This window comes from Xenorhabdus koppenhoeferi (assembly GCF_900116635.1).
GTDB classification, from domain to species: Bacteria; Pseudomonadota; Gammaproteobacteria; order Enterobacterales; family Enterobacteriaceae; genus Xenorhabdus; species Xenorhabdus koppenhoeferi.
Genome location: NZ_FPBJ01000002.1, coordinates 20,452 through 38,277, shown reverse-complemented (window position 1 = coordinate 38,277; position 17,826 = coordinate 20,452). Strand labels below are relative to the sequence as shown.

15 protein-coding genes and 2 pseudogenes are annotated in these 17,826 nt (G+C 41.8%); 8 read left to right on the top strand and 9 right to left on the bottom strand.

The annotated features are described in order from the left end of the window. Positions 1 to 3: 3 nt before the first annotated feature. From BM329_RS00955 to rmf, 5 genes are all read left to right on the top strand, one after another. Positions 4 to 1,914, top strand: coding sequence for an ABC transporter ATP-binding protein (locus BM329_RS00955; protein ID WP_092547569.1), 1,911 nt, complete (start codon positions 4 to 6; stop codon positions 1,912 to 1,914). 49 nt (positions 1,915 to 1,963) lie between these two features. Continuing rightward, the gene (pqiA, locus tag BM329_RS00950; protein ID WP_092547567.1) at positions 1,964 to 3,232 is read left to right on the top strand and encodes a membrane integrity-associated transporter subunit PqiA; all 1,269 of its coding nucleotides are present in this window, start codon (positions 1,964 to 1,966) and stop codon (positions 3,230 to 3,232) included. 4 nt (positions 3,233 to 3,236) lie between these two features. Continuing rightward, a complete protein-coding gene (pqiB, locus tag BM329_RS00945; protein ID WP_177216159.1) occupies positions 3,237 to 4,883 on the top strand; it encodes an intermembrane transport protein PqiB in 1,647 nt (548 codons plus the stop codon). Beyond that, entirely contained in the window at positions 4,883 to 5,521 is a 639-nt protein-coding gene (gene pqiC, locus BM329_RS00940) for a membrane integrity-associated transporter subunit PqiC (protein WP_092547563.1), read from the top strand. The genes pqiB and pqiC overlap by 1 nt, the downstream gene beginning before the upstream one ends. A gap of 221 nt (positions 5,522 to 5,742) precedes the next feature. Next, positions 5,743 to 5,901, top strand: a complete 159-nt coding sequence (rmf, locus tag BM329_RS00935; RefSeq protein WP_092547561.1) for a ribosome modulation factor — start codon at positions 5,743 to 5,745, stop codon at positions 5,899 to 5,901. 107 nt (positions 5,902 to 6,008) lie between these two features. Here the strand turns inward: rmf and fabA are convergent, their stop codons facing one another. Both fabA and BM329_RS00925 read right to left on the bottom strand, forming a co-directional pair. Continuing rightward, a complete protein-coding gene (gene fabA, locus BM329_RS00930) occupies positions 6,009 to 6,527 on the bottom strand; it encodes a bifunctional 3-hydroxydecanoyl-ACP dehydratase/trans-2-decenoyl-ACP isomerase (RefSeq protein WP_092547559.1) in 519 nt (172 codons plus the stop codon). An 86-nt stretch (positions 6,528 to 6,613) separates the two neighbouring features. Beyond that, on the bottom strand, positions 6,614 to 8,344 hold the full coding sequence (locus BM329_RS00925; protein ID WP_092547814.1) for an AAA family ATPase: 1,731 nt from the start codon (positions 8,342 to 8,344) through the stop codon (positions 6,614 to 6,616). 205 nt (positions 8,345 to 8,549) lie between these two features. On the opposite strand from BM329_RS00925, the gene matP reads away from it, so the two are divergent. Continuing rightward, positions 8,550 to 8,999, top strand: coding sequence for a macrodomain Ter protein MatP (gene matP / locus BM329_RS00920; protein WP_092547549.1), 450 nt, complete (start codon positions 8,550 to 8,552; stop codon positions 8,997 to 8,999). A gap of 96 nt (positions 9,000 to 9,095) precedes the next feature. Here matP and ompA read toward each other — a convergent pair whose 3' ends face one another. Beyond that, positions 9,096 to 10,217, bottom strand: coding sequence for a porin OmpA (gene ompA, locus BM329_RS00915; protein ID WP_092547546.1), 1,122 nt, complete (start codon positions 10,215 to 10,217; stop codon positions 9,096 to 9,098). 356 nt (positions 10,218 to 10,573) lie between these two features. Further along, positions 10,574 to 10,846 (bottom strand): annotated as a pseudogene (locus BM329_RS15170) (SulA-like leucine-rich domain-containing protein); the annotation flags it as partial. A gap of 485 nt (positions 10,847 to 11,331) precedes the next feature. On the opposite strand from BM329_RS15170, the gene BM329_RS00905 reads away from it, so the two are divergent. Continuing rightward, positions 11,332 to 11,955, top strand: a complete 624-nt coding sequence (locus BM329_RS00905) for a TfoX/Sxy family DNA transformation protein (protein ID WP_092547543.1) — start codon at positions 11,332 to 11,334, stop codon at positions 11,953 to 11,955. A gap of 33 nt (positions 11,956 to 11,988) precedes the next feature. Here the strand turns inward: BM329_RS00905 and BM329_RS14930 are convergent. From BM329_RS14930 to BM329_RS00885, 5 genes and pseudogenes are all read right to left on the bottom strand, one after another. Then, positions 11,989 to 12,103, bottom strand: a pseudogene (locus tag BM329_RS14930) (IS1 family transposase); the annotation flags it as partial. A gap of 637 nt (positions 12,104 to 12,740) precedes the next feature. Continuing rightward, positions 12,741 to 13,082, bottom strand: coding sequence for a DUF4156 domain-containing protein (locus BM329_RS00900; protein ID WP_092547540.1), 342 nt, complete (start codon positions 13,080 to 13,082; stop codon positions 12,741 to 12,743). A 159-nt stretch (positions 13,083 to 13,241) separates the two neighbouring features. Further along, positions 13,242 to 14,888: a chaperonin GroEL gene (groL, locus tag BM329_RS00895; protein WP_092547537.1), complete on the bottom strand. Its 1,647-nt coding sequence runs from the start codon at positions 14,886 to 14,888 to the stop codon at positions 13,242 to 13,244. A 55-nt stretch (positions 14,889 to 14,943) separates the two neighbouring features. After that, positions 14,944 to 15,237 (bottom strand): co-chaperone GroES, encoded by a 294-nt coding sequence (locus BM329_RS00890; protein ID WP_092513011.1) that lies wholly within the window; start codon positions 15,235 to 15,237, stop codon positions 14,944 to 14,946. A 175-nt stretch (positions 15,238 to 15,412) separates the two neighbouring features. Beyond that, complete coding sequence (locus tag BM329_RS00885; RefSeq protein WP_092547534.1) at positions 15,413 to 15,943, bottom strand: FxsA family protein; 531 nt, start codon at positions 15,941 to 15,943, stop codon at positions 15,413 to 15,415. Between the two features lie 354 nt (positions 15,944 to 16,297). On the opposite strand from BM329_RS00885, the gene aspA reads away from it, so the two are divergent. Beyond that, positions 16,298 to 17,722 carry an aspartate ammonia-lyase gene (gene aspA, locus BM329_RS00880; RefSeq protein WP_092547531.1) on the top strand — a complete coding sequence of 475 codons (1,425 nt, stop codon included), beginning with the start codon at positions 16,298 to 16,300 and terminating at the stop codon, positions 17,720 to 17,722. The last annotated feature ends 104 nt before the right edge of the window (positions 17,723 to 17,826 follow it).

Here is a 17,826-nt window from a genome sequence, read left to right as displayed (position 1 = left end):
ATTATGTCATTGATTAGTTTATCCGGTGCTTGGTTGGCCTTCAGTGATGCGCCATTACTGGATCATACTGAACTGTATATTGAAGAAAACGAAAGGGTCTGTTTGGTTGGGCGTAATGGTGCGGGAAAATCCACACTTTTACGTGTGCTGGCGAAAGAGCAGCCGTTGGATGATGGATCGGTTATTTATGAGCAGGATCTGGTTGTTGCACGCTTAGAGCAAGATCCTCCGCGTGATATCGAAGGTACGGTATTTGATTTTGTCGCGGAAGGGGTAAAAGAACAGGCTGAATATATTAAAGCTTTTCATCACACTTCACGTTTGGTGGAAACAGATCCGAGTCAAAAAAATCTCAATCATCTTGCGCAATTGCAGGAAGTATTGGATATCCGTGGCCTTTGGACGCTGGATAGTCAGATTAATGACGTATTGAAGCAATTGTCATTGCCAGCAGAAGCAAAACTCTCTTCACTGTCTGGCGGCTGGTTACGCAAAGCGGCATTGGGCAGGGCATTAGTATGCGCACCAAGAGTTTTGTTTCTTGATGAACCCACCAACCACCTTGATATCGACACTATCAAATGGTTGGAAAATTTCTTGAAGAACTTCAATGGTAGCCTTGTTTTTATTTCCCATGACCGTTCATTTATCCACAACATGGCAACACGCATCATCAATTTAGATCGAGGGAAACTGACATCATGGCCGGGGAATTACAATAAATATCTTGAAGGCAAAGAAGAGGCATTGCGGGTTGAAGAAATGCAAAATGCCGAATTTGACAAAAAACTGGCTCAGGAAGAAGTTTGGATACGTCAAGGTATTAAAGCACGACGTACTCGTAATGAAGGGCGGGTAAGGGCTTTGAAAGCGTTGCGCACAGAACGAACTGAACGCCGCAATGTCACGGGAGCGGCAAAAATGCAGGTCGAAGAAGCAACTCGCTCCGGTAAGATTGTGTTTGAAATGGAAAATGTAAATCACCGAATTGGTGATAAGACATTGATCAAAAATTTCTCTGCTCAAATACAACGTGGTGACAAAATTGCGCTGGTGGGGCCAAATGGTTGTGGAAAAACAACATTGTTGAAGCTGATGCTGGGCGATCTGACAGCAGACAGCGGGCGCATTCATTGTGGCACAAAACTTGAAATTGCTTACTTTGATCAGCATCGTGCAGCATTAGATCCTGATAGAACCGTTATAGATAATCTTGCAGAAGGTAAGCAGGAAGTGGTGGTCAACGGACGTCCCCGTCACGTACTGGGCTATTTGCAAGATTTCCTTTTTCATCCGAAACGTGCAATGACACCTGTGCGGGCACTGTCTGGTGGTGAACGTAATCGTCTGTTGTTGGCACGACTGTTCTTGAAACCAAGCAATTTGCTCATTCTCGATGAACCTACCAATGATCTTGATGTTGAAACATTGGAATTACTTGAAGAATTGGTTGATAGTTATACTGGGACAGTGATTTTAGTCAGCCATGATCGTCAATTTGTTGATAATTCAGTGACTGAATGCTGGATTTTTGAGGGTAATGGTGAAATCAACAATTATGTAGGTGGCTATTATGATGCACAGCAGCAGCGGGAACAGACTGTTTCTTTGCGTCAGGTTTCAGAAAAAAAAGCCAGTGTTGAGCCTAAAATTGTAAAACCGAAAGAAACAGCTAAACGGACAAACAATAAGATAAGTTACCATTTACTGCGCGAGTTAGAGCAACTACCATCATTATTGGAAAAGTTAGAAGAAGATATAGAGAAATTACAATCTCTGGTCAGTGATGCTGAATTCTTCAATCAATCACACGAAATCACACAAAATGTTCTGAATGAATTGGCAAATAAAGAACAAGAGTTAGAAAAGGCTTTTGATCGTTGGCAAGAACTGGAAATGATGAAAAACGGATGATAGCTGCCGCATAAAAGAGACTTGTGGATTTTGCTAAAGGAGAAACACTTTGTGTTCCGATAACCATCAGCATGACAAGCTGGTTCTTTGTCCCCAGTGTGACATGCTGGTGGTTGTACCTGATTTGGAACAAGGGAAAAAGGCGGTTTGCCCCCGGTGTAACACTTTGCTGACAGCAAAATGGAAAGAGCCTCGCAACCAACCGACAGGTTATGCAGTGAGTGCATTAATAATGCTTTTTCTTGCCAGCCTGTTCCCCTTCATTAGCATGAGTGTTGCGGGAATCGTCAGCGAAATTAAGCTGACCGAAATTCCCAAGGTGATGTTTAGTGAAAACTATTCCAGCATGGCTGTGTTTTTCCTGATCTTTGTTCAGCTTATACCTGCATTTTGCATGGTGGCCATCATTCTCTTATGCCAGAATGTCAAAATAGTGCGTCGTTTGAAAATCGAGTTGGCGCGCATTTTGTTTAAGATGAAATCATGGTGCATGGCAGAAATCTTCCTTGCAGGTGTTCTGGTCAGCTTTGTTAAGCTCATGGCGTATGGCGAAATCAGCCTTGGTTTGAGCTTTTTGCCCTATTGTTTATTTTGCTTATTTCAGATAAGGGCGTTTCAATGCCTTGACAGGCATTGGTTTTGGGATGAAATAGAACCCGCCCCAAAATTTTGCCATATGTTACAGGCCGGAAAACCCGGCTTGGTACAAGGTGTCAGGCTGTGTCAATGTTGTACTGCTATTTTACCTGCCCAGCAATCCGTGTGCCCACGTTGTTATACAAAAGGGCATCCCCGACGCCGCCACAGTTTACAGTACACAATGGCGTTACTGATAACATCAGTCATACTTTATATTCCGGCTAATGTTTTGCCGATTATGGTGACTCAGGCATTGGGAAGCCATCTTAATTCTACCATTCTGGAAGGGGTCGTTTTACTTTGGGGTTCAGGTTCTTACCCGGTAGCTATGGTCATTTTTATCGCCAGTATTATGGTGCCTTTACTGAAAATGCTGGCTATCAGTTGGTTGTGCTGGGATGCTAAAAGTCAAAGCAGTCATAATTCCGAAAAGATGCATTCTATTTATGAAATGGTGGAGTTTGTTGGTCGTTGGTCAATGATTGATATATTCGTTATTGCCGTATTGTCAGCACTGGTTCGCATAGGACAATTAATGAGTGTTTATCCTGCCACAGGAGCCATACTTTTTGCTCTGGTTGTTATCTTGACGATGTTTGCGTCAATGACATTTGACCCACGTTTAACCTGGGACAAAGCCAATAGTAAATTTGCATTACATAAAAATAAGGAGTTGTAAGGTGATGGATAAAGAAGAAGATCTGACCCGGGCTAGGATCAATAAACTCAAGAGTTGGTCACCTGTATGGATCGTACCAATTATCACCGTACTCATTGGAGCCTGGATACTGTTTTACCATTTCAGCCATCAGGGACCTGAAGTGATATTGATGACGTCTAACGCTGAAGGTATCGAAGCAGGAAAAACAAAAATTAAAAGCCGTAGTGTTGATGTTGGTGTTGTTGAAACGGTTTCACTGAGCGATAACCTGGGACAAGTCATCATCAAAGCCCGCCTGAAAGATGGTATGGAACGATTGTTACACACAGATACTGCATTTTGGGTTGTAAAACCGCAAATTGGGCGAGAGGGTGTTTCTGGTCTGAGTACACTATTGTCAGGTGTATTTATCGAATTACAGCCTGGTGCGCAAGGTGAGGAAGAAAGAAAGTTTTCATTGCTTGACTTACCGCCGCTTGCTTCCCCTGATGCAAAGGGGCTGCGTCTTATTCTGACCAGTGAAAAGGCGGAGCGATTAACGCCCGGAGATCCAGTATTATTCCGGGGATACCGAGTGGGATCGGTTGAAAGCAGCATCTTTGATCCCGAATCCCGGCTGATCCGTTATCAGATTTTTGTTAATGCACCTTACGATGGTTTACTGACAACGAATGTCAGATTTTGGAAAGATAGCGGTGTATCTTTCGATATGTCATCACAAGGCTTGCGGGTTGAGGTTGCTTCATTATCAACCTTGTTTGCTGGTGGTGTTAGTTTTGATGTGCCGAAAGGTTGGGATCTGGGAAGCCCAATCAAAGAAAAAGAAGTTTTCAAACTTTATGATAGTGAGAAGAACATCCAAAACTCACTTTATACAGAGTATAAAGGTTTTCTATTATTTTTCTCCGATTCAGTGCGCGGTTTACAACCGGGAGCGCCTGTTGAATTCCGCGGGATTCGGATGGGAACTGTAGCAAAAGTGCCTTTTTATACTGAAGGCGTCAGGCAGCGTCTCGACAATGATTTTCGTATTCCTATATTGGTTCATATTGAACCTGAGCGTTTTGAGAAAGAATTAGGAAATGGGTTCTATACAGACAAAGAACTGAAAGAGATTACTGACCGGGGTTTGAGAGCCTCTTTGAAATCGGGCAATTTACTGACAGGGGCACTGTTTATTGATCTGGATTTTTATCCTAATGAGAAAGCATGGGAAGGCCCATATGACATAGCCGGATACCAGACTCTACCGACAATAAGTGGCGGTCTGGCGCAAATTCAACAAAAAGTCATCACCACATTAGATAAACTCAATAGTATGCCGATTGAGCCAGTATTTATTCAGGCAACACGGGTGCTTGAAGAGAGCCAGAAAACAATTAAAACAGCACAAAAAACCATAGATGAATTAAATCGTATTCTTGCGAGTAAAGAAGCTCAAGGACTTCCAAAAGATATTCAAAATACATTGCATGAGTTAAATCGCAGTATGCAGGGTCTTCAACCGGGATCACCCGCTTATAATAATTTGGTTGGCAATATGCAGCGATTGGATCAAGTACTGCGTGAACTACAACCTGTCTTGAAGACTCTTAACAACAAAAGCAACGCATTGGTATTTGAAGCGGAAGCGATAAAAGATCCTGAACCTAAAAAGGCGCCTGAATAATGAAAAAATTGATTTCAAGATTGGCATTTTTTATTTCTGCCACCGTTTTTGTTGTTGGAAGTGTATTAAGTTCGGGATGTAGCAACAGTCAACCACAAAAAACGTATTACCAGCTGCCAGTTTTAGTTAACTCTTCGCCAGAGAAGTCTCTGTCATCGGAAAGTGTTGTGCTACAGGAGGGAAAGCTGGGTGCAAAACATGAACGACAACTATGGGTAAAAGGAGTACACCTTTCTGACTATCTTGCAGATTTCGGAATTGTGTATCAAACAGGAGAAGTGAGTTATACCAATGCTTCGAATCATTTATGGGCCAGTCCACTTGAGCAACAATTACAGCAAGTGTTGATCTCCGAACTGAGCGCCGCATTTCCTCACCGCTTAGTTTCTGGACAGGAGCTGGAAAAAGACTCAGATGCACTGGATGTCACAATAACTGCTTTTCATGGGCGATATGACGGGCGAGTGGTGATTGAGGGATATTGGATACTATCAAATTCGGATAATGTGATTAAGCACCCATTCAATCTTGAGCTGAAGCAGCCAGAAGATGGTTATGCCGAATTAGTGCTGACTTTAGCAAAAGGTTACAACCAGTTAGCCCAATCTATTGCCAAACAGATATCCTCTCAACATTAACTACGTTTGATAAATTTCAAGTTTTGGTGCAATCACCAATCTACAACTTGAACTTGAACTTGAAAGATGACGGGTATAGATATTAATCATGACAATTTTATGAAAATCTGTGCTTGATATTCATTTCGTATAAGAGTATCACTAGAATCAATCGAATAAAAAATGATCATAATTTCACCTTCATAATTTCATCTTCATAGTAACAAATGAGGAAGTAAGGCATGAAAAGACAAAAAAGAGACCGTTTGGCAAGGGCACTTACCAGAGGCTATCAAGCAGGCATTTCGGGGCGGCCGAGGGAGAATTGCCCTTATCATTCATTGGATGCTCGTTCGTATTGGTTGGGAGGATGGCGTCAGGCGAAAGAAGATCGCGTTTGACGGTTGATTGAGGCATTAAATGGGAGAACTACCTCCGCCGCAATAGCGGAGGTATTCAGCACCGGAGACAGAGATTGACAAGTTTGCCAGCCACCAATCTGAGAATATCAAAAAGTACTGGTATCTTTGAATAAACCTACTTTCAAATCAGCCGCAGTATAAATCAGTTTGCCATCTACTAAGACTTCGCCATCAGCAAGCCCCATAATTAGCTTACGATTAATGACACGCTTAAAATTAATGCGGTAAGTTACTTTCTTTGCCGTTGGCAGTATCTGGCCCGTAAATTTCACTTCCCCAACGCCGAGTGCTCGACCTTTACCTTCTCCACCGATCCAGCCGAGAAAGAAACCAACAATTTGCCACATTGCATCAAGACCAAGACAGCCCGGCATGACAGGATCGTTGACAAAATGGCAGTCAAAAAACCACAATTCAGGGTTGATGTCGAATTCCGCCTCGACATATCCCTTATCGTAGAGACCTCCAGCTTCAGTCATCTTTATAATGCGATCCATCATAAGCATATTGCCGCAAGGCAGTGGTGGGCCGCTCTCACCAAACAATTTACCTTGTCCAGAGGCTTGAAGTTCTTCTTTCGTGTAGGATTCTTGTTTTTTAAACATATTCTCAGATTGCCTTATAATCGTATAAGGCTAGAGAATAGCGTACGCATGTACGCTGAACAACTCCGATCAGATGATAACTAGAATTAACCTAACCAGCGAAGAAACCAAGGAAGCCTAGGACGCTCTTGATTATTAGCCTGTGTAATGCGTTCATATATAATAGCTAACAGATGTTCTTTTTCCGGATCGTAATAAGGAATACCAGTCAACAATGATGCGGCCTCTGAAACATGTTCTACAGCCCAGATATGAAATTGACCATTTTTTACCGCATCAATAACATCTTGGTTCAGGCATAAATGCTGGACGTTAGATGCCGGAATAATGACACCCTGATAGCCTGTCAGCTCCCGGTAGTGACACACGCGGAAGAACCCTTCAATTTTCTCATTGACACCACCAATTGGTTGTACATAGCCAAATTGATCTACAGCGCCTGTAACAGCAATTTGCTGATCGATAGGGTGTTGTGACAATGTACTGATAAGGGCACATAATTCAGCCAACGAAGCACTGTCACCATCCACTTCGCCATAAGATTGTTCAAATACAATAGAAGCAGAAAATGGTTGTGGCTGATCCAGTTTCAATTCAGAAATTAAGTAAGCCTGCATGATCATCATGCCTTTTGCATGAATATTGCCGCCTAGCTCAACTTTACGTTCTACATCAATAAATTCGCCATCTCCTAAGTGGGCTACACAGCTGATACGGGAAGGTTCACCTATTGGATCCGGATGTCCGGGATATTCGAGTACAGATAAGCCATTGATCTGGCCAATCACTGAACCTTTTGTACGAATCAAAATCTGACCTTTCAGCATTTCATCCATACTGCGTTCAGATAAATAACTATGGCGCCAGATCCGATTTTCTTCCGCTTGTTGCAGAGAGTCGGCGGTGAGCTGGTTTTCCTGCTGATAATTGGCCGCTGCTTCTAATTTCTGTTGCAACCATTGGATATCCAGAGGTAAACGGAATTGATCCTCTGTATAACGAGCTGCCTGTTTGAGTAACTCAGGCCAAGCATCGGCACTTAATGGGAGCAGGTTTTGCTGTTGGGTAATTCCATTGACATAGCGACACCACACCGTCAGCTCGTCTTCTCCATAAAGAGGCATATCCAGCTCAAACTCACCGTATAATGCATTGTTTGCCAGCTCAGGTTCGATGGATTGTAATTCTTCTAGACTCAGCCTATCACCGACTAATATCAGACGCAGATTCAATTCCATTGAAGGAATAGGAAAGGGGAGGGAACGGTTTTCATCATGTGATAGCCAGTCAAAACGACGTTGGATGATCATCTGCTTAAGACGAACCCACATCAATGGCTGAGAAAGCAAAGTACGCAATGATAAAACCAGGACGCCACCATTTACTTGATGGATAAGCCCGGGTTGCAATTGAAATGTGTCTTGATGTGTGTAGATATTGCCAAATAATTGTTCTGACTCAATCCATTCTCTATAGGCAACCCGCTCAGTGGGTGCAAAACTGCCTTCTCCTGAAGAGTGCCAGGTAATGGTTCGGTGTTTTATCTGATAATATCCACCGATATTACCGTTTTTTTTCGGCAATAAAGAAGAAACTGCATTAGATAAATAAGACAGATAAGCATCACTTTCTTCTGCTTTCAGCAGCATAAAGGGTTGACGCAAATCAGCCTGACAAAAAAGGGACAAACTACTGTGGAGTCTGGATTGAACCTCATTCATTGTAATGAAGGGTAATTCAGATACCGAATTAAAAAACGCCTCATAAGGCGTATTGTTTGGCTGTAGTGCCTGCCAGTCTAGTTTTATATTCGTCAAAGTGATAGCTACATCATCTAGTAAAAGGAAATATTTATTATACAAGATTAGACAATGAACAAACATGCCAGAATCTTGAAAGACACGACATTTGAGCTAATGCATTCATTGTCTGAAAAATACCCCAAGATTTTGTGTTGCTATGAGCAATTCAGAGAAATAATTGCTATGCTTAATTTAAGTTACGCTGTCACTGAGAGATGAAATGAAATATCAGCAATTGGAAAATCTGGAATGTGGCTGGAAATGGACATATTTAGTGAAAAAACACCGTGAAGGTGAGCCGATTACTAAATACATTGAAAAAAGTGCAGCGCAGGATGCGGTTAACGAATTGATGAAACTAGAGCAAGAGCCGGTTAAAGTCTTGACTTGGATTTCGCGGCATATGAATCCCGATTTATCCAACCGAATGAAGCAAACGATTCGGGCACGGCGTAAACGTCATTTTAATGCTGAGCATCAATACTCCCGTAAAAAATCCATCGATTTGGATTTCCATGTCTGGCAACGGCTTTCAGCGCTTTCTCGACGTCGCGGCAATACGTTATCAGAAACAATAGTGCAATTGCTGGAAGATGCTGAATATAGGGAAAAATATAACCATCAGATGTCGAGTTTGAAACAGGATCTGGAAGCAATATTAGGGAAATAAAGCACCATCTATGATGGTAATGCGAAAAAAAAAGAGAGTAAGCAGAAAAATAAAACCCCATTTTAAATGGGGTTTTTCAGCGATATTAGAGCAGTATTACTGTGCTACTTTTGGCTGAGTAACAACTTCTTTAGTGCCCTGAATATTGATAACTACACGGCGATCTGGAGCCAGGCAGTCGATAAGTTTAGCGTGGACTTTAATGTTGTCACAGCTAGAACCAGTAACAGGGCTTTCTTTGCCGCGACCTTCTGCTTGGATACTGCCAGCAGGGATACCTTTAGCAACCAAATAGTCTACAACGGATTGAGCACGTTTTTGAGACAGTGGCAGGTTAAAATTCTGGCTGCCGATACGGTCGGTGTAACCAATTACCAGAACATTGCCTTGAGTTGGGTCGATATTAGCCAGTTGATTGTAGAGGTTATCCAGTTCTTGTTTACCTTCTTGCTTCAGTGTTGATTTGTTGAAATTGAACATAACGTCAGAACGCAGAGTGAAGTTCTTGTTTTCAACAATAGGCGCTGGGATCACTGGAGCAGGAGCTACTGGTACAACGACTGGGGCAGCTTCATCTTGACCGAAACGGTAATAAACACCGACACTCAGCAGACCATTATCTGGGCGGGCACCAACAGAAGTTGCATCACCGATGTTGTTAACCCATTGGTAATCCAGACGGGTTGCCAGATTTTTAGTCAGTGCGTATTCAATACCAATCGCAGCCAGAGGAGAAATACCCGTATCGTGGTCTTTCAGTCTGCGCTGGTCTTTATCACCAGTTCCTTCGACTGCATTTGCACTGTAAGTCGCAGAAGAATCTGCACGCCATACCATACCACCAAGGCGAGTATAAACATCCAGATTGTCCATCACTGGATAGCTTAGTTTAGTGGTCAATTGAACACCTTGAGCACGGAAAGCACCGTTATTAACACTGCCTTTATAAGCCATACGACCTAACCAGTCATAACCCAGTTCAAAGCCCAGATATGGGTTTGCCTGATAACCGACATAGGCACCTGCACCTAACTGACTTTTGTGGGTAGAGCCGTTACCAATACGGGTATCATAACCATGACCGTAGAAGTTTACGTCATGGTATTGAGACCAACCCAGCTTAACACCGGTATACCAAGTATTATCCTTTGGAGCTGCTTGAGCAGCAGATGCGAAAGCTGCCACTGCCACTGCTACTGCGATAGCTGTCTTCTTCATTTTACGCCTCGTTATCATCCAAATAGGCAATTGGCCTTGAAAGCTTTATTATTAGCCATTGGTTAAAATGTTTTGTTAGGTAACTAGACTTATCTCAGTAGATACGTCCTTAATTATAAGGGCGGTAAGTACAATTCCCTAAACTTTGTAAAGTCTACAACGAACTTAAAAAGTTACAAGTACACTGTAACCCATTGCGCAGAATTTTTAATTACAGACTGACATAACTTGAATATTTTTGATTAATACTTACAGTTAAATTCATATTAATATATTGATTTTCACTATAAATAAGAATAACTATCAATTGGTAGCTCATTTTTTATAAAAAATATTGGGATAAATCCTAATTTTTGTCAATGATAGTAATTTGTGTGGATTTTTAATTTACACAACTGTGATATAAATTTATGTGCCTGATTCATAATAAGGCCGAGAGCTGTGCCTTTTTGCGCAGCCAATTTCAAGTTATTAACTTCATATTCAGACAATTCAAGCAACCAGCACAATACCACACTATAAATTGCCACTGGCCAATGCTTTTTCCAGGCATAGATTGACGCAATGGGATGGATTTGATTTAGCTGGACGACCTTATTTAGAGGAAGACCGGAACTTATTAACCATTGACGGCTTAATCTCTTATCGGATGTTACCCAAAGTAACCACCTGTCTTCATTTCCGGATCGATGTAATTAAAGGGAGAAGGATGTGATTAATGGCAGACTGGTGTTCATTGTATATCAGCTCACTAACCAGGCTTTTCACAGTCATTCCAACAAGTGATTTATCTGTTTTATGCTTTTTTACTGTTGTGGTAGCCACTGCTGTTTTCTGTTTAGTGAAATATTCCCTCTCTAGATCGAGTGCTCATAATATTCCTCACCATGATTAACTGTGTATTTATACAGCATAACTCTATTTGATTAAAAGCAAGCCTATTTTTTTCAAAGCGCTTCGCAAAAATTCACAGAAATTAAGATTTTTCCGACTTAACGATTGGCAGTTGGAAATAGTTTGCGTATGGTTTTAATTAATTGTTCTTGTTATCTATTTTATTAATAGAAGGCATGATTAAACATTACATTGGAATGTGATTCATGGAGTGATAAAAATGCTTTTATCTGGAGCTCGTTTTGCTCAATTGCAACATGGTGTATCTTCACTGGGAAAAATTAAGAAAAAATCTCAATTTGGTGGCATCGGGCTGCTGATTAATGGTGTTTTATTTGCCATTAGTTCCGATGGGGAACTTTATTTACGAGGGAATAGTCACGCTGAGGTATTATTTAGAGCCAGAGGGATGGAAAAGTTTATTTATTCAAAAAGAGGGATACCTGTTGCTTTGCGTTATTACCGTGTTAATGAATCACTTTGGCAAGATCAAAAACAATTGTTTGAATATGTGAATCTGGCTTATCTCTATACTAGAGAAGAAATTATTGATAGACAGAAAATGCCGCTCAGACTAAAAGATCTCCCTAATTTAGGGATAGCATTAGAGAGACAATTATGGAAAGTTGGTATTTCTAAAGTAGAAGAATTGCGGATGTTAGGAGCAAAAGCAACTTACCTAAAATTACAGCAGCACAGGAAAAAAACAAATGTCAGTTTACTGCTTGCCTTAGCAGGTGCGATAGAAGGATATCATGTCGCAGTATTACCAGAGCAATTACGTGATGAATTAATCAGTTGGCACAGCGAATTAATCCACCAAAATTCAGATTACCGCTCGTAATGAGTGATATTTGATGAATAGGGGCATTGGCCCCTATTGCTTGTAAATATAGCATTCGTATTTAATGAAGGTGCCAATAACTTTGTCGTGTATTTCTTCTGATTTTAGAATAGCTAATCGTTCTCTGATTCAGGTTTTTTAATCGTGCTAAGATGTTTTGCATGTAATCAATATCAAAAATGCATACTTGTATTGTTAATATTTGTAATCATCTATCTATTTTGTTTTGAATAACAAGGGAATATTTGTTTATATCATTATTAGACAATGGATTTGTAATGGAATTTGTTAAATTTTGGGGCAAGAAATAAATTTATTATGTGAATCTACCTTATATGAGTAGAGGGATGTCCATGAGATATATGAAGAAATTTCAAGTTACAGTATAACCAATCAAGCTGTAACTTGAAATATGATAGGTATAGTTTTTTAGTATGGGTATGGTTCTGGCTCCGACACCATATTCGAGATTACTGATGCTAATTCAGCATCACAATTATGGGCAACACGGCGAACAATAGCCTGATTTTAGATGCGATTGCCCTAAAGCAGTGATGCCCCAGTTTTTGAAGCTCACGAGCCCAGTACTGAGAACCTCCACAGGCTTCCATGCCAATGAGGCAAGGTTCGCGATTACTAAAGTATTCAAATATTGGTGGGAAGTGCTCATCTTATTTTCCTTCCCGGAGCTGTTTCGGCAATCACCAAAACATTAAAACATTGCTTCTGGAACAGGCTTCTCGTCAATTTCTTATTCAGAATTCAGGTTATTTAAGTCAATATGACTAAGGGCATTTATAGATCTTACCGACCATTTTGCTATCAAGAGGTACAAAGCTGCCCAGCAAATTTTCAGATGGACTATTCACGCCATAAATCACGTTTCCACCAATTTCAGCGGCTTTATTGCGTAAATCATTTGTGGCACTGCGCATAGAGCTGCTCTCATTGCTGATCCCATTGAGCCAGTTGCTTTGAGTACCCGCAATTTCACCTAATCGCTGACATTCACTGCCTGGCTGAGTATCCACAAAACGCACATTAGCGCCAGCATTGGTTAATTGGTGATTTGTTGTACAACCTACCAACAACAGTACTGACGCTCCAAGCCAAATTTTAATTCTCATAACTTCCCTCATTGGTTATAGGAACTTTTACCATGATGATAAATATACCCTTTTGAATTCAATTAAGACAAAAAAATAAAAAGGCGAGCAGTTTTTTCTGCTCGCCTTCAGAGTTTTTATCCTATCGGATGGGTAATTCCATCGGCAGGATGAACAGCACTACATCATACCGCCCATTCCACCCATACCGCCCATGCCACCAGCTGCACCTAAGTCAGCTTTGTCATCTTTAGGCAGTTCAGTCACCATGGCTTCAGTGGTGATCATCAGGCTAGCGATAGAAGCTGCGAATTGCAGTGCAGAACGGGTTACTTTGGTTGGATCCAAGATGCCCATATCGATCATATCGCCGTACAGTTCAGTTGCCACGTTATAACCGTAGTTGCCTTCACCTGCTTTCACGTTGTTCACAACAACAGATGGCTCTTCACCAGCGTTGTCTACGATCTGACGCATTGGTGCTTCCATTGCACGCAGTGCAACGCGAATACCGACGTTTTGATCTTCATTATCGCCGCTCAGTTCAGAGATAGCACTGGCAACACGCACCAGAGCAACACCACCACCAGCAACAACACCTTCTTCTACTGCTGCGCGAGTTGCATGCAGAGCATCATCAACACGAGTGCGTTTTTCTTTCATTTCAACTTCAGTTGCTGCGCCAACTTTGATTACAGCAACACCGCCAGCCAGTTTAGCTACTCGCTCTTGCAGTTTTTCACGGTCATAGTCAGAAGTTGATTCTTCGATCTGCTGACGGATTTGAGTAACACGAGCAGCAATCGCGCCTTCTTCGCCCACACCATCAATGATAGTTGTAGTGTCTTTGTTGATGACAACGCGTTTTGCCTGACCCAGATCTTCCAGAGTCGCTTTTTCCAGCTCCAGACCGATCTCTTCAGAGATGACAGTACCGTTGGTCAGAGTAGCGATATCTTGTAACATTGCTTTACGGCGATCACCGAAACCTGGTGCTTTAACCGCAGCCACTTTCACGATGCCACGCATGTTGTTAACAACCAAAGTTGCCAGTGCTTCACCTTCCACATCTTCAGCGATGATCATCAAAGGTTTGCTTGCTTTAGCCACACTTTCCAGAACTGGCAGCAGTTCGCGGATGTTAGAGATTTTCTTGTCAACCAACAGGATGTATGGATTTTCCAGTTCAACAGAACCTGATTCTGCTTTGTTGATGAAGTAAGGAGATAGGTAACCACGATCAAACTGCATGCCTTCAACAACATCCAGTTCGTCTTCCAGACCAGTACCTTCTTCGACGGTGATTACACCTTCTTTGCCGACTTTGTCCATCGCTTCCGCGATCAGTTTACCCACAGTTTCGTCGGCGTTAGCAGAGATTGTACCAACCTGCGCAATAGCAGTGGAATCAGAGCAAGGTACGGACAGTTTTTTCAGCTCTTCAACGGCAGAAATAACGGCTTTATCAATACCGCGTTTCAGGTCCATTGGGTTCATACCAGCAGCGACAGCTTTCAGACCTTCGGTGACGATAGCTTGAGCCAGTACGGTTGCAGTAGTCGTACCATCGCCTGCTGCATCGTTGGCTTTAGAGGCGACTTCTTTAACCATCTGCGCACCCATATTTTCGAATTTGTCTTCCAATTCGATTTCACGCGCTACAGATACACCGTCTTTAGTGATAACAGGTGCACCGAAAGATTTATCCAGAACTACGTTACGACCTTTAGGACCCAAAGTTACTTTAACTGCATCAGCCAATACATTTACGCCGCGCAGCATTTTGCTGCGAGCATCATTACCAAATTTTACGTCTTTAGCTGCCATTGTGTCTTTCCTTTAAATTCATTCAATTAAGAAGATTTAAGCGCAAGATATTCAATTACGCTTCAACAATTGCCAGAATGTCACTTTCAGACATGATCAACACTTCTTCATTGTCGATCTTTTCTGTTTTAACGCCGTAACCTTCATTAAAAATGACGGTATCACCCACTTTTACATCCAGCGCTTTCACTTCCCCACTTTCAAGGATGCGACCATTGCCAACAGCCAGAATTTCCCCACGGGTAGATTTGCCCGCAGCAGAACCGGTCAGAACAATCCCGCCAGCGGATTTTGATTCAACTTCTGTACGTTTGACGATAACGCGGTCATGTAATGGACGAATTTTCATTGAAAGATCTCCTATAAATAAAGTCCATATCAGGTAAGAGAATTGATACCAGAACCCAACAGAACCAGTACCATGAAGCTACAAATTGGGGCTTAAAACCAGTACTTCAAGGGTGGATGACAAAAATATTTTACTTTTTTCTTATCCACTGAAATTTTAGCCAAAACAAAAATAACTAACTTTTGTCGTTTGAATTGCCATATTCGCCGTTTTTTTTCTGATCAGCTGATTTATGCTCATCCAATGTATAGGAGGTATCATCCCGCCTACGTTCATATTCCCCTTCAAAAGTTTGCCCATTTTGGCCTGAATCACCACGATGATTTGAGCCATAAAAAGTATTCGGGCGGTAAAATTTGATATGAGGTAATAAATTAGCTGTTATAAGCTTCTGTACGGGAGAGAGCAACAACAGTAATCCGCAAAAGTCGGTGAAGAAACCGGGAAGTATCAGCAAGAATCCTGCTATTACCAAAGAAACACTTTTAACAGCTTCTTCCGCAGGGCTTTCACCTGCCGCAATTTTTTGCTGCATAGACATAAAATTCTTGATGCCCTGATTACGCACAAGAGACACACCAAGACAAGACGTAAGAATAACCAGCAACAGAGTCAGCAAAACCCCGACTTCGGAGGCAATGCGAACAAACAGGACAGACTCAATGTAAACCAGCAGGCATATCAGAATAAGTGGGAGCCAACGCACGTGGTTCTCCTTTCATTATTTAGTCCACATTATTTATCATTCACATTATGCGAAATCAGACAATATGGGATTAGATCACGTAATGTGGGGGTAACAGTAACGGTTTTCAATACGTCGGATACTTCACTTTCCACACAAGTAATCGTGATTTAGGTCACATATATGTTATTTCATTAATAAAATAGCACTATAAAGTGATCCAAGTTCAAGGCATTTCTAATAAATCAACATATGATTGCGCCGGCAATTTCGTGATAAGTAATTAATATCACGCCAATTGTTGCCGGTAACGTTAATTCTCAACAAACACGTAATAGAACAGTAAAAAAACGTATCTAATTTAAGAAGGTTCTCATGTCAAACAACATTCGTATCGAAGAAGACCTGTTAGGTAAACGAGAAGTCCCCGGTGAAGCCTACTACGGTATTCACACTCTACGTGCGATTGAAAACTTCTATATCAGTGACCGTACTATCAACGATGTCCCTGAGTTCATCCGTGGCATGGTAATGGTGAAGAAAGCAGCAGCACTGGCGAACAAAGAACTTCATACTATCCCTGGAAAAATTGCGGACATTATTGTCAAAGCATGTGATGAAGTGCTCAACACAGGCAAATGTATGGATCAATTCCCTGTTGATGTCTTTCAGGGTGGCGCTGGTACTTCACTGAACATGAATACCAATGAAGTATTGGCAAATATCGGCCTGGAATTGATGGGTTATCCAAAAGGTGAATATGAGTATCTGAATCCCAATGATCACCTGAATAAAAGCCAATCAACCAACGATGCTTACCCTACTGGTTTCCGTGTTGCTGTCTATAACTCACTGATGCAATTAATTGATTCTATTGAGTTGTTGAAAGCAGGCTTTGACAAGAAAGGTGTTGAATTCGACGATATCCTGAAAATGGGCCGTACCCAGCTGCAAGATGCTGTTCCAATGACTCTGGGACAAGAATTCCGCGCTTTCTCCATGTTGCTGAAAGAAGAAATTAAGAATATCACCCGTACGGCAGAACTGCTGCTGGAAGTAAACCTCGGCGCAACGGCTATCGGTACAGGCTTGAACACTGCTCCAGGTTACCAGAAATTGGTAGTTGAAAAACTGGCCGAAGTCACAGGATTACCTTGTGTTCCAGCAGAAGATTTGATAGAAGCCACTTCTGACTGTGGCGCTTACGTTATGGTTCACGGTGCGTTGAAACGTCTGGCTGTTAAGATGTCCAAAATTTGTAACGACTTGCGTCTGCTTTCTTCCGGTCCTCGTGCTGGCTTGAATGAAATCAATCTGCCAGAATTGCAGGCTGGCTCTTCTATCATGCCAGCTAAAGTAAACCCAGTTGTTCCAGAAGTTGTTAACCAGGTTTGTTTCAAGGTTATTGGCAACGATATTTGTATCACAATGGCAGCAGAAGCAGGCCAGTTGCAGCTTAACGTCATGGAACCAGCGATTGGTCAGGCGATGTTTGAATCAATGTCGATCCTGAGCAGCGCAGGCCGTAATCTGGTTGAAAAATGTGTTAACGGCATTACTGCCAATAAAGAAGTGTGCGAAAGCTTTGTTTTCAACTCTATCGGTATCGTCACTTATCTGAACCCATTTATTGGCCACCACAATGGCGATATCGTGGGCAAGATCTGCGCTGAAACCGGCAAGAGTGTCCGTGAAGTTGTGCTGGAACGCGGTTTGCTGACAGAGACAGAATTAGACGATATTTTCTCCGTTGAGAACCTAAAACATCCAATATATAAAGCAAAACGTTTTGATGACTAATTAAATGATTATAATAACGAGGTTGTCTTAATTTTTAAGGCACGCAATTCCAACCGGAAGCGTGCCTTTTTAATTTGCAGCAAACACAAAGTATTAACCATAGA